At 71.5% G+C, this 12,749-nt stretch carries 8 protein-coding genes; 3 read left to right on the forward strand and 5 right to left on the reverse strand.

Going from position 1 to position 12,749, the window contains the following annotated elements; translation table 11 throughout:
• Positions 1-117: 117 nt before the first annotated feature.
• Positions 118-3,411 carry a S8 family serine peptidase gene (locus ACWD0Y_RS34160; RefSeq protein WP_450264152.1) on the reverse strand — a complete coding sequence of 1,098 codons (3,294 nt, stop codon included), beginning with the start codon at positions 3,409-3,411 and terminating at the stop codon, positions 118-120.
• 212 nt (positions 3,412-3,623) lie between these two features.
• On the opposite strand from ACWD0Y_RS34160, the gene ACWD0Y_RS34165 reads away from it, so the two are divergent.
• Both ACWD0Y_RS34165 and ACWD0Y_RS34170 read left to right on the forward strand, forming a co-directional pair.
• Positions 3,624-4,082 carry an NUDIX hydrolase gene (locus ACWD0Y_RS34165; protein WP_450264153.1) on the forward strand — a complete coding sequence of 153 codons (459 nt, stop codon included), beginning with the start codon at positions 3,624-3,626 and terminating at the stop codon, positions 4,080-4,082.
• Between the two features lie 209 nt (positions 4,083-4,291).
• A complete protein-coding gene (locus tag ACWD0Y_RS34170) occupies positions 4,292-6,037 on the forward strand; it encodes a TIGR03767 family metallophosphoesterase (protein WP_450264154.1) in 1,746 nt (581 codons plus the stop codon).
• Positions 6,038-6,078: 41 nt separating this feature from the next.
• Here ACWD0Y_RS34170 and ACWD0Y_RS34175 read toward each other — a convergent pair whose 3' ends face one another.
• Together ACWD0Y_RS34175 and pepN are read right to left on the reverse strand one after the other, a co-directional pair.
• On the reverse strand, positions 6,079-7,155 hold the full coding sequence (locus ACWD0Y_RS34175; protein WP_450264155.1) for a hypothetical protein: 1,077 nt from the start codon (positions 7,153-7,155) through the stop codon (positions 6,079-6,081).
• A 162-nt stretch (positions 7,156-7,317) separates the two neighbouring features.
• Positions 7,318-9,900 (reverse strand): aminopeptidase N, encoded by a 2,583-nt coding sequence (pepN, locus tag ACWD0Y_RS34180; protein WP_450264156.1) that lies wholly within the window; start codon positions 9,898-9,900, stop codon positions 7,318-7,320.
• 134 nt (positions 9,901-10,034) lie between these two features.
• Here pepN and ACWD0Y_RS34185 point away from each other — a divergent pair, with 134 nt between their 5' ends.
• On the forward strand, positions 10,035-10,673 hold the full coding sequence (locus ACWD0Y_RS34185; protein ID WP_450264157.1) for a mycothiol-dependent nitroreductase Rv2466c family protein: 639 nt from the start codon (positions 10,035-10,037) through the stop codon (positions 10,671-10,673).
• 143 nt (positions 10,674-10,816) lie between these two features.
• Here the strand turns inward: ACWD0Y_RS34185 and ACWD0Y_RS34190 are convergent, their stop codons facing one another.
• Together ACWD0Y_RS34190 and ACWD0Y_RS34195 are read right to left on the reverse strand one after the other, a co-directional pair.
• Positions 10,817-11,458 (reverse strand): superoxide dismutase, encoded by a 642-nt coding sequence (locus tag ACWD0Y_RS34190; protein ID WP_450264158.1) that lies wholly within the window; start codon positions 11,456-11,458, stop codon positions 10,817-10,819.
• Between the two features lie 96 nt (positions 11,459-11,554).
• Positions 11,555-12,622, reverse strand: coding sequence for a glycerophosphodiester phosphodiesterase family protein (locus ACWD0Y_RS34195; RefSeq protein ID WP_450264159.1), 1,068 nt, complete (start codon positions 12,620-12,622; stop codon positions 11,555-11,557).
• Positions 12,623-12,749 lie beyond the last annotated feature (127 nt).

Consider the following 12,749-nt stretch of genomic DNA (forward strand, 5'->3'; position numbering starts at 1 on the left):
ACTCCGGTGCGGAGCGCCAGGCGCAGGAACGGGTCGTCCCCGGAACGGCGAGCGCGCACGCGGGCGCCCGTGCGGGCGCCCGCCCCTCCTCCGTGACTCACGTTCGGACGAACGGTGTTACGGCGTGACCTTCTCGATCTGGGCGCTGCCGGAGCCCGCGACCGTGCCGCGCGCGTTCACCAGCTGCACCTCGCCGAAGAAGCGCCGGCCATCGGGGGCCGCGCCGGCCACCACGACCTCGGCCTTCACCTGCGCCGAAGCGCCGTTGGCCAGCTTCACGACCTGCGCGTCGTCGACCTCGACCCGGCCGAGCGACGGCGCGAAGTACACGTCGCGGTAGTCGTACGCGGTGCCGGCGGCGCCGACCGCGTAACCGTCCACCTCGATGGTGTAAGTACCGGCCGCGGGCTTGACGAGGCTGACCGCCTCCTCCGAGTCGCCGTCCGCGGCCTGGCCGACCTGGACACCGTCCCTCTTGACCGTGAGGTCGAGGTCGGCGGTGGCGTCGGAGACCCCGCCGATGGCGACGTCGAAGCGCTCGACGCCCTCACCGATGGTGACCGTGGTGGTCTGCTTCTCGCCCTTCTTGATGCTCGGGCGCGCGTCCTTCGAGGAGCCGAGCGGGCCGCCCTTCAGCTTGCCGTCCAGCGTGGCGAAGCCGTTGGTGACCTTCCACTCGACCGGGGCCGGAGTGCCGGCCTTGGCCTCGGGGATGGTCTGCACGGCCGGGTCGAAGTCGGCGCCGAGCACCGACACGTCCAGCGTGTACGGGTTGTCGAGCAGCGGCGACGTGCGACGCGACTCGACCTCGATCTCCCACACACCGGCCTGCGGGTCCGCGTACGAACGCAGGTCCGGGCGGCAGGTGTTGGCCGGGTTCGTGTAGTTCGGGTAGCAGACGATCGACGACGTGGAGTCGACCGGGACGCCGTACGGGTGGATCGCGATGAACCGGGTCTGGCTGCCCTTCGCGAGACCGCCCAGCGCGACCTCCAGGGACTTCGCGCCCTCGGGGACGTTGACGAAGTACGACGTGCTGCTGTTGCGCTGCACCGAGCCGGAGCCCGAGAACGCGTAGGCGGGCTTCACCAGGTCCTCGGACACGACCACGGTCGAGAGGATCTGCTTGTCGACGCCCTCGGTGCGCTCGTCGTCCGCCTCCAGGACGGCGCTGTGCACACCGGCGGAGCCGGGCCTGGCCTGCACCTTGACGGTGACCGGCTTGTTCAGCGGCAGGTCGATCTCGTCGTCGCCCAGCAGGCGGAACGTGCCGTCGTTGTACTTCCAGTCCAGCTCGTGCTCGATCGCGCGGTCCGGGCCGCTCGTACGCGTGATGGTCACGTCGTACGTCTTCTTCTGCCCGGCCTTCAGGCCGCCCTCGCGGTCGTAGAGACCGGTGCCGAAGCCCGGCGTCTTGAGCGCGTAGTCGATCGCGGTGTCCACCGGGGCCTTGACCGCGTAGTCGTGCGCGGTCGCGCCGTCCTCGATCGCCTCCCAGGCGTCCACGACGTCGATCAGGCCGGAGCCCTGCTCGTGCGCCTGCGTGCCCTTGATCCGGTCGGCGGTGCTGGTCAGCGCGGTGCGCAGCTCGACCGGGGTCAGGTCGATCTTCTTCTGCTTCGCGGCCGAGAGCAGCAGCGCGCTCGCGCCCGCCGCCTGCGGCGAGGCCATCGAGGTGCCCTGGAGCATCGAGTAGCCGGCCGGGAGCTTGTAGCCGGCCTCGGCGACCGGGCCGCCGGGCGCCCAGGTCTGGGTGGTGTTGATGGACGCGCCGGGCGCGGAGATGGTCGGCGTGAAGCCGCCGTCCTCGCGCGGACCGCGCGAGGAGAACGGCATCATGGCGTACTTCTTCTCCACGACCGAGCCGTAGTTGGCGGCCCAGGTCTCCTTGGAGATGGACGCGCCGACCGAGACGACCTTGTCGGCCAGCGACGGGTCGCCGATGGTGTTGGTGCCGGGGCCGCTGTTGCCGGCCGAGACGACCAGCTGCACGCCGTACGTGTCGATGAGGCGCGTGTAGAGCTGGGCGCGCGCGTTGTTGCCGTCGTTCAGCGCGGGCAGGCCGCCGATCGACATGTTGACGATGTCGACGCCGCGCTTGGTGACGAGGTCGATCATGCCCTCGGTGAGCGCGACGTTGGTGCAGCCGCCGCTCCAGGTGCAGGCGCGCGAGGAGACCAGCTTGGCGCCGGGGGCGGCGCCGTCCATCCGGCCGCCGAAGAGGCTGTTGGCGGCGGTGATGCCGGCGACGTGCGTGCCGTGCGAGCCCTCGATGACACCGATGTTGACGTAGTCGGACTTCGCGCCCGCCGCGTTGACGACGACGTCCTTGCGGATCTCGGCGACGAACGGGATCTGCTCGACGACCTCGGTCGCCGGGTCGTCCTTGCCGAAGTACCGGACCTGGTGCTTGTCCTTGTACGGCTTCATCGCCTCTTCGTCGCCGAAGTCGGCGTCGTCGTCGAGGTCGACGCGGACCGTGCCGGCGGCGGCGTCGTACAGCACGCCCCACACGTCGGTGGTGTCACCGTCGCGGTTCAGGTCGCCCGCCATGTCGCCGCCCTTGGTGGCGGCCTCGGCGAAGGTGCGGAACATGTACGAGCCGGCCGGGGCCGAGTACGTGCGGCTGCCGGCGGTGAACACCGGGCCGGTCACGGCGCCGTTCATCCGCAGCCAGGTGCCGTCGCCGTCCGCGACCGGGTCGGTGGCCGTCACCCAGTCGACGATCTTGCGCTCGCCGGTGGTGGTCTTCTGGAGCGCCGGGTGGCCGAGGTCGACACCCGAGTCGAGGATGCCGATGGTGACCCCGCGGCCGTCGGCCTTCGGGTGGTCCTCGACGAACTCCACGGCGCCCGTCTCGAAGGACGGGTTGTACGGGTTCTTCGCGGGCGTCCGCTTCCCGGGGCCGGGGTACGCGCCCTCGGCGGCGGCCTCCGCGCCCTTGCCGCGGTCGGCCGCGGGCGTCGGGTCGTCCAGCAGGATCTCCTGCTTGAGGTCGATGCCGTGGACGGAGGAGAGCTTGGCGGCGGCCGTGATGGCCGCGTCCGCCTTGCCGGTGGGCAGGGTGGCCCGTACGTAACCGAGCTTGTCGTCCGTACGGCCGACCAGGCCGCCCTCCACGGCGTCGAGCTGGCGCGCGACCTGCTCGGTGGAGCCGGGCGCGGTGGCGACCATCAGCGTGACGCTCTTCGTGCCGTCGGCCTCCGCCTCCGCGAGCAGCTGGGCGTCGGCGGAACCGAGCTTCGCGGCGGCGGACTTGGGCGCGGGCGCCGTGGTCCGGGGGTCGTCGGAACCGGCCGCCAGGGCGGGTACCGGCGCGGCCGCACACAGCGCCGCGACCAGGCCCGCGGCGAGCGCTATGCGGGCCGCGGGTCTGGCCCCGGGTATGGAGCCGGATGATTCGAGGGTCATGGGCTTCCCTGTATGTGAAAGAAGGAGTCCGGAATACGGTGCCGGATGACCGCTCAGCCTCGCCTAAGTGATGGTCGTTTGGGGAGAGTTGTCGGGGGCGGAATTCCGTCGTGGCACACATCCGCCACCGCGCGGTATGCGCCATCGGGGCCGAACCGCCAGATATCGGGCGCCCCGTTCCGCGCCGCATAACAACCCCGTAACCTCGGCCAATGAACCGAGAGCTCAGGGTGGCGGCCTACGCCGTGTGTGTACGGGACGAACAGGTGCTCCTGGCCCGCTGGGTGGCGCCCGACGGCGCGAAGCGGTGGACGCTGCCCGGCGGCGGCATGGACCACGGCGAGGACCCGTACGACACGGTGATCCGTGAGGTGGAGGAGGAGACCGGCTACGCGTGCGAACCGGTCCGGCTGCTCGGCGTGGACTCCGTCACCCGCCGCTATCCGCGCAGGCTCGGCACGTTCGCGGACTTCCAGGGCCTGCGGATCGTGTACGAGGGCCGGATCACCGGCGGTGAACTCCGCCACGAGACGGCCGGATCCACCGACCTCGCGGCCTGGCACCCGCTGGACGAGGTGGCCCGCCTCGACCACGTCGAACTCGTCGACATCGGCATGGAGCTGTGGCGTACGAAACCGGCCGTGGGCCGCACCGCCTTCCCCGGCAGGTGAACGGGGAGTGAGCGCGGCCGCTCCGTCCGGGGAGGACATGATGGCGTTTTGCGGTGATCCGTGGGGGCAGTGATCCCTGACCGGTGATCGGCGCCGACCGTTGCGGAGCAGTTAACGCGCAGGTCATTCCGGATGCCAACGATCCAGTGGGGCAAGGGGGTTCCACCCCGGGCCCGGCCGATGCGATCGCACCCCGGGGAGACCGCGCCATGTCACGCCTACGCTCCGCAGCCGAATCCGCCCTCGACCGCCGCCGGTTCCTCGCCGTGACCGGGGCGGCCGGTGTTTCCGCCGGCCTCGGCCTCGCGCTCCGCCCGGAGGACGGTGTCCGGGCCGCGGCCGCCGGTGTTCCGAACCCGGCCGGCGCCCCCGCCGCTCCCGTCCCGCACGCGGCGTCGCCGAGCGCGGCCCCCGCCGCCGCCCCCGTCGCCGCCCCGGCCTGGGCCGCCACCACGCTGGGTACGGTCGCCACACCGCGCGGCCCCGCCCCCGGCTCCGGCTACCGGCGGCTCGGCGCGGGCCCCGGCTGGAAGCGCGTCGTACGGACCCCGCTCGCCGCCGCCCGCCCGGGGCGCGAGGACCGGCGCACCGCCCTCGCCTCCTTCGTGCAGCTCACCGACCTCCACCTCACCGACGTACAGCACCCGGTCCGCACCGAGTACCTGCGCGTCCGGGCGGCCGGCGCCTGGCGTCCGCAGGAAGCCCTCACCGTGCACGGCGCGATCGCGCTCGTGGAGCGGGTCAACGCCCTGCGCGGCGGGCCCGTGACCGGGGCGGACCTCGGCTTCGTGATGACGACCGGCGACAACACCGACAACAACAACAAGGCCGAACTCGACTGGTTCCTGCGCACCATGAGCGGCGGCCGCATCACCCCCGACACCGGCGAACCGGGCCGCTACGAAGGCGTCCAGGACTCCGGCCTGCCCCTCTACTGGCACCCGGACGCCGCCCTGCGCGACGCCGACAAGCAGCGCGGCTTCCCCCGCGTCGAGGGCTACCTCGCCGCCGCGCTGCGTCCCGTCAACAGCCCGGGCCTGCGCGTCCCCTGGTACTCCACCGTCGGCAACCACGACGACCTGCCCAGCGGCTGCTTCGCCAACGGCAACGCCTCCGGGTTCCTCGCCGACTTCGCCGTCGGCGGCCGCAAGCTGCTCTCCCTCCCGGTGTCCGACGCGAACGCGCTCGAAGCCGTACTGAAGAAGGGCGACGACCCGCGCGGCAGTCACTTCACCGACCTCCTGCGCCGCGAGACCCGGCGGATGCGCCGCATCACCCCCGATCCGGCCCGCGTCCCCTTCACGCCCCGCGAGTACGTCGAGGCGCACCTCGACCCGGCGTACGCGGGCGCGGGACCGGCCGGACACGGCTACACCCGCGAGAACGCCGACACCGGGAACCTGTACTACTCGTTCCGCGTCTCCGACGGCGTGCTCGGCATCAGCCTCGACACGACCGACCGGGGCGGCCACTTCGCCGGCTCGATCGGCGCGGCCCAGCTGGGCTGGCTGAGGCGGACGCTCGCCGCCCACCAGGACGACCACGTCATCGTCTTCAGCCACCACAACAGCTGGACGTTCGACGACGGCGGCGGCGACAGGATCCTCGCGCTCCTCAAGAGCAGCCGCAACGTCGTCGCCTGGATCAACGGACACAGCCACCGCAACGCGATCCTCGCGCACGACACGTTCTGGGAGATCTCCACCGCCTCGCACGTCGAGTTCCCCCAGCTCGCCCGGGTCGTCGAACTGACCGACAACCACGACGGCACGCTCTCCCTGTTCACCACGCTGATCGAGTCCGCCGCCCCGCACCGCACGGACTACACCGACCTCTCCCAGACGGGCCTGGCGGCCCTCTACCGCGAACTCTCCCTCAACGCGCCGGGCGCCCGGCAGAACCTCGCGGGTCCTGCGGACGCCCGGAACACGGAACTCCTCCTGAAGAAGCGCTGACACGGCCCGGCCGACACGGCCCGAAGGGGCACCTGCACCGCTCAGCGCGGCAGCGCGACGACATAAGCGGCCGGATCCCGGTCGGCCGAGGCCATCAGGGCGGTCCGCACGACAGCCGCCTGCTGCTCCGGCGACTCCCGCAGCTTCTTCGGCGTGAGGTGCACGACGGTGATGCCGAGCCGCTCCAGGTGCTCGCGCTTGCGGGCGTACTCCGTCCACTCCCCGAGCTCACGGCTCCGGTCGGACAGGGGAGAGCCCGTCGCGTCCCCGCCCTGCCGGGGCGCCCGGGTGTCCAGCTCCACGGCCACCGCCTGGTCGGGCCAGTAGATGTCGACGCCGCCGAGGTGGGGGCCGCCGGGCAGCCGCAGGTCGACGTTCCAGAGCGGGTCGGGCAGCCCGTGGTCGCGGACCATCGCGTACAGCCGGTTCTCGGCGACGGCCCGCCCCTCGGCGAGCAGCGAGTCGACGGCGTCGACGACGTACGGCCTGGACAGCAGCCGCGCGAGCGTCAGCTCCCTGACCACCGCCGAGGGTTCGCAGTGGAATCCGCGCACGGCCTCGGTGAGGAGCTGCCGTACGGCATCGGCGTCACTGAGGTGCGCGACGGTGTCCGCGAGGGCGCGGGCGACGGGAGCGACGGGCATGCCGCCGATCCGCTGGACCCGGGGCATCGTGTGGACCCGGACCAGGCGCGCGCACCCGATGGACCGCAGCCGCCTCGTGCGCGGCACCAGTACGTCGATCCGGTCGAGGGAGAACAGCGGGGGAGCGGTACGGAAGTGGTGCAGGGCGAGCGCGGCCGGCCCGGTGACCATGGCGTCGCCGTACGGGTCCGTCCCGCCCTCCGCCCCGGCCTGCGCCGGCACCACCGCGTCCGCGGGCGGCCGCCCCGCGTACAGCAGCGTGGCGTGCAGCCGCTCCTCGCCGGAGGGCGGGCCGGGGTGCAGGACGAAGACGCCGGGCAGGATCTGCTGCCAGGGGCCGCCGGGCCGGCACTGGGCGGCGGCCTTGGCGGCGGACACGCCGCGCGTACGCAGCTGCGCGGCGGACAGCACGCGCTGCTGGGCGTCGGCGAGGTGGGCGAGGGGGCGGCGGGAGACCGGGGTGTTGTGGTTCATGTCCCGGGGTTTCCCGCCCGCACCCCACCCGCTAACCGCTGTTACACACCCGTCGACAATCCGGGACAACTCCGCACTAAAGTACGGCCGTTCGATTGCCGAAACCCTACCCGCCGGGCGGGACGGGGGCCTTGGTCCCCGCCCCGCCCGGTGACGGGGCCCTCACACCGCCGCGGCCCGGTCGCACACCTGTCCCCGCAGCGCCCGCGCCAGGTCGTCCCGCGCCTCCAGCACCAGCCGCCGCAGCGCCGGTGCCGCGTCCTCGTGAGCGGCCAGCCACGCGTCCGTCGCGTCCAGCGTGCGCCGGTCGCCCTGGAGCGCCGGGAACAGCCCCGACACCACGTCCATCCCGATCTGGATCGACCGCTCGGCCCACACCCGCTCGATCGCGGCGAAGTACTTCTCGGCGTACGGGGCGGTCAGCTCCCGCTGCCCGGGCTGCATGAAGCCGTCGATCGTGGCCACGACCAGCGCGTTCGACAGCGCGTCGGACTCCACCACCGCCGCCCACGCCTGCGCCTTGACCGCGGCCGAGGGGCGCGACGCGAGGCACCGCACCTGGTGGCGCTTGCCCGACGCCGTGTCGTCCCGCGCCAGCTCCGCGTCGATCGCCTTCTCGTCCGCCACGCCGTGCGAGACGAGCGGGCCGAGGAACGCCCAGCGCAGTTCCTGGTCCACCTCCAGGCCGTCGATCCTGGCCGTGCCCTCCAGCAGCCCCCGGAGCAGCTGGAAGTCCGCGTCCCGGCAGGCCGTCGCCGCGAAGAACCGCGCCCACGTCAGCTGGTGCTCACTGCCCGGCTCCGCGATCCGCAGCTCCCGCAGCGCGCCCTCCGCGAGGAGCCGCCCGCCCTCCTCCCGCCACTCGGGCGCCGCGTAGTGCGTCAGCGCGGACCGTGTCCACGCGTGCAGCATCTGGAGCACCCCGATGTCGCTCTCGCGCCCCGCGAACCTCAGCACCAGGTCCACGAAGTCCCGCGCCGGCAGCAGCGCGTCCCGCGTCAGGTTCCACAGCGCGGACCAGCACAGCGCCCGCGCCAGCGGGTCGCTCACGTCGTCGAGGTGCGCGCGCAGCGTGGCGAGCGACTCCGGGTCGAAGCGGATCTTGCAGTACGTCAGGTCGTCGTCGTTGACGAGCACCAGGTCCGGCTTCTCGCTGCCGACGAGCTCCGCCACGACCGTGCGCGGGCCGGCGACGTCCACCTCGGCGCGGGCGTACCGCACGAGCGCCCCGCCGGCCTCCTCGCGCCGGTACAGGCCCACGGCCACCCGGTGCGGACGCAGCTCCGCATGGGGCCCGGACGCCTCCTGGAGCACCGCCAGCTCGGTGATCCGCCCGGACGAGCCGTACGTGACCTGCGGGGTGAGCGAGTTGACCCCGGCGGTCTGGAGCCACGCCCGCGACCAGCTCGCGAGGTCCCGCCCGGACGTCTCCTCCAGTACCGCCAGCAGGTCCTCCAGCCGGGTGTTCCCGTACGCGTGGCGCTTGAAGTACCGCCGGGCGCCCTCCATGAAGGCGTCCTTGCCGACGTACGCGACGAGCTGCTTCAGGACGGAGGCGCCCTTGGCGTACGTGATCCCGTCGAAGTTGAGCTTCGCGTCCTCCAGGTCGCGGATGTCGGCCGTGACCGGATGCGTCGAGGGCAGCTGGTCGGCCCGGTACGCCCACGACTTGCGGTTGTTGGCGAAGGTGATCCACCCGTTGGTGAAGCGCGTCGCCTCGACCATCGAGTACGACCCCATGAAGTCGGCGAAGGACTCCTTCAGCCACAGGTCGTCCCACCACTGCATGGTGACGAGGTCGCCGAACCACATGTGCGCCATCTCGTGCAGGATGACGTTGGCCCGCCGCTCGTACGACGCCCGGGTGACCTTCCCGCGGAAGACGTACTCCTCGCGGAAGGTCACGCAGCCCGGGTTCTCCATGGCGCCGATGTTGTACTCGGGCACGAAGGCCTGGTCGTACTTCCCGAAGGGGTACGGGTAGTCGAAGTTGTCGTGGAAGAAGTCGAGCCCCTGCTTGGTGACCGTGAAGATGTCGTCCGCGTCGAAGTGCCGGGCGAGTCCCTTGCGGCACATGGCGCCGAGCGGGATCTCGATCTCCGTGCCGTCGCCGAGCGTCCGCCGGTACAGGTCGCTCTCGTAGTGGTACGGACCGGCGACGACGGCGGTGATGTAGGTCGAGATCGGCCTGGTCCCGGCGAACCGCCAGACCCCGTCGTCCGTCACCTCGCCCACGCCGTTGCTCCACACGGTCCATCCGTCGGGAGCGGTCACCTCGAACCGGAACGGCGCCTTCAGGTCCGGCTGTTCGAAGTTGGCGAAGACGCGCCGCGCGTCGGCCGGCTCGTACTGCGTGTAGAGGTAGACCTCGCCGTCCTCCGGGTCGACGAAGCGGTGCATGCCCTCGCCCGTGCGGCTGTACGCGCACTGGGCGTCCACGACCAGGACGTTCTCCTCCCGCAGCCCCGCCAGCGCGACCCGCGTCCCGTCGAAGACGGCCGCCGGGTCCAGCGCCTCGCCGTTCAGTGTGACCGCCGTCACCGACGGCGCGAGCAGATCGGCGAAGGTGTCCGCGCCGGGGCGCGCGCAACGGAAGCGGACGGTGGTCACCGAGCGGAACGTGCGTGGCTCCTCCCCGCCTTCCCCGACCGCGGACCGCAGGTCGAGGGCCACTTCGTACCCGTCGACGGACAGCAGTTCGGCCCGCTCGCGGGCCTCGTCGCGGGACAGATTCTCACCGGGCACGGGCACTCCTTCGTGTCTCGTTCGAACATGCCGATACTCCCATGCGGTACGGGCGCCGCACGCGCGGGAATGCCTCCGGCGACCAGCGGTGTTGCCACCGTCGAGGTGCGACCGCTTCGTCAATGAGGAGAGACATGTCCGAGAACGGCAGGACCACCGCCGACTTCTGGTTCGACCCGCTGTGTCCCTGGGCCTGGATGACGTCCCGGTGGATGCTGGAGGTCCAGAAAGTCCGTGATGTGGAGGTCCGCTGGCACGTCATGAGCCTGGCCGTGCTGAACGAGGACAAGCTCGACGAACTGCCCGAGCAGTACCGCGAGCTGCTCGGCCCCAGGGGCTGGCGCCCGGTACGGGTGGTGACGGCGGCCCGGGAACTGCACGGCGACAAGGTGGTCGGCGACCTGTACACCGCGCTCGGCACCCGTTTCCACAACAAGGGCGAGGGCGCGACCCTGGAGGCGATAGCCGGCGCGCTGGCCGACGTGGACCTCCCGGCGGACCTGATCGGGTACGCCGACAAGGACACGTACGACGCCGAGGTGCGCGCCTCCCACAAGGCGGGCATCGACAAGGTGGGCCAGGAGGTCGGCACCCCGGTCATCTCGGTCCCCGGCGCGGACGGCGAGGAGGTCGCCTTCTTCGGCCCGGTGGTCACCCCGGCGCCGAAGGGCGAAGAGGCGGCGCGCCTGTGGGACGGCACGCTGATGGTGGCGTCGATCCCCGGCTTCTACGAGATCAAGCGCACGCGTACGCAGGGTCCGGTCTTCGACTGACGGCGGCGCTCCTCGGGCCTGTCGCCCACCCGTGCATGAAAACGGCCGGCCCCCGCGAGTCACGTCCTCGCGGGGGCCGGCCGTTTCATCCGCCTGCAGGTGAAAGGTGAGAAGACGATCACGAGCAGGACGCCTCTGCGTGCTTACGGCGCGAGCAGCAGGTTGTTCGCGCGCTCCGTGGCGGCGGTGTAGCGCTTCGCCACGTCCTGCCAGTTGACGACCTTCCACATCGCCTCGATGAAGTCCACCTTCTGGTTCTTGTACTGAAGGTAGAAGGCGTGCTCCCAGGCGTCGAAGACCAGGATCGGGACGGACCCCTGGCCGACGTTGCCCTGGTGGTCGTAGATCTGCTCGACGATCAGACGGCCGCTGACCGGCTCGTACGCGAGGACGCCCCAGCCCGAACCCTGTGTGGTCGCGGACGCCTTGGTCAGCTGGGCCTTGAACTTGGCGAAGGAGCCGAAGGACTCGGCGATCGCGTCCGCGAGCTCACCGACGCCGTCCTTCTCCAGCGGCTCGCCGCCGCCGTCGCCGGTCATGTTGTGCCAGTAGATGGAGTGCAGGATGTGGCCGGAGAGGTGGAACGCGAGGTTCTTCTCCAGGCCGTTGATCGTCCCCCAGGACTCCTTGTCGCGCGCCTCTTCGAGCTGCTCCAGGGTGTCGTTGGCGCCCTTCACATAGGCCGCGTGGTGCTTGTCGTGGTGCAGCTCGATGATCTGCGGATTGATGACAGGTTCGAGCGCCGCGTAGTCGTACGGAAGTTCAGGAAGTGTGTACATGGCCATGTCCGAGCCCTCCGACTGCTTATTGCGACCAATATGCAAGTGCAGATTAGCAGCAGGAGGGCGCGGGGATGATCAGGCCCGGGTCGTCCGTTGGTCCTAGGACCCGGCGGCGTCCCTCGCCAGGACCGCGAGATCCGGGAAGTCGGTCACGACCGCGTCGACGCCGAGCCCGTAGTGCAGCGCGTACTCCGCGAAGGCGTCCCCGAAGCCGTCGGGCGCGGTGCCGCGGCGGAATCCGGCGGGCAGGAACTGGTTCTCGCTGCGGAAGGTGTACGCCCCGACCTTCAGCCCCGCGGCGTGCGCGTCCGCGAGCAGCGGCGACGGCGCCACCACCGACGACTTGTCCGGGCCGATCCAGTCGGCGTACTCCGCGATCTGCCGCAGACCGGCCGGCGTCATCATCTCCCTGTACGTCGCCGGGTGGCCGTACGGGCCGCCGTTCCCCGTCCCCAGCGCCTGCCACAGCGGCAGGCGCAGCCGTGCCTCCGCGATCCGGATCAGGCTCGACGGCTCGAAGGACTGGACGACGCACTCGTGGGCGCCGAGCCGGTTGCGCCGGATCACGCGGACGAGCTCCGGTTCGAGGGGCAGGCCGATCGAACGGAAGTAGGTGGGGTGCTTCGTCTCCGGGAACACGGTGACCGTCCGCCCGTACCGCTTCGACAGCCTCCTCGCCAGATCCACGACCTCCTGGAAGGTCATGACCTCCAGGCGGCCGTCGAAGACGGTGTTCCTGTTCCTGACCAGCGGCAGGCGCTCGACGGCGCGCAGCGTCTTCAGCTCGGCGAGCGTGAAGTCCTCCGTGAACCACCCGGTGACGGACCGGCCGTCCACGGTCTTCGTCGTACGCCGCGACGCGAACTCCGGGTGTGCCGCGACGTCCGTCGTCCCGGAGATCTCGTTCTCGTGCCGTACGACGAGGACATGGTCCCTGGTCGGTACGAGGTCGGGCTCGATCCAGTCGGCGCCGGTCTGGACGGCGTGCGTGTACGACGCGGCGGTGTGCTCGGGGCGCCAGCCGGCGGCGCCGCGGTGCCCGATGACGACAGGACCCTTGCGCGGGCGCGGCTCGGCGGCGGAGGCACTCGCCGCGGGCATCGCGGCGGCGGCGGAGGCGGCGCCGGCGGCGAGCAGTACGGAGCGGCGTCTCGGCTGTGCGGACATGGAAGTCTCCCTACGAGAGCGGACATGGAAGAGGGGGTGCCTCTATGTCCTTCGTCAAGGATGTGGTGCCTGGTTTGTGACTGTTTGGGGTGGTCATGCGGCGAGGGTGACGGTGGGGGTTCGGGAC

Source organism: Streptomyces altiplanensis (assembly GCF_053591575.1).

What these genes read in the sequence shown, in the direction of transcription:
- ACWD0Y_RS34160 (WP_450264152.1), bottom strand. Translation starts at nt 3,411, where the DNA reads ATGACCCTCGAATCATCCGGCTCCATACCCGGGGCCAGACCCGCGGCC.
- ACWD0Y_RS34165 (WP_450264153.1), top strand. Translation starts at nt 3,624, where the DNA reads ATGAACCGAGAGCTCAGGGTGGCGGCCTACGCCGTGTGTGTACGGGAC.
- ACWD0Y_RS34170 (WP_450264154.1), top strand. Translation starts at nt 4,292, where the DNA reads ATGTCACGCCTACGCTCCGCAGCCGAATCCGCCCTCGACCGCCGCCGG.
- ACWD0Y_RS34175 (WP_450264155.1), bottom strand. Translation starts at nt 7,155, where the DNA reads ATGAACCACAACACCCCGGTCTCCCGCCGCCCCCTCGCCCACCTCGCC.
- ACWD0Y_RS34185 (WP_450264157.1), top strand. Translation starts at nt 10,035, where the DNA reads ATGTCCGAGAACGGCAGGACCACCGCCGACTTCTGGTTCGACCCGCTG.
- ACWD0Y_RS34190 (WP_450264158.1), bottom strand. Translation starts at nt 11,458, where the DNA reads ATGGCCATGTACACACTTCCTGAACTTCCGTACGACTACGCGGCGCTC.
- ACWD0Y_RS34195 (WP_450264159.1), bottom strand. Translation starts at nt 12,622, where the DNA reads ATGTCCGCACAGCCGAGACGCCGCTCCGTACTGCTCGCCGCCGGCGCC.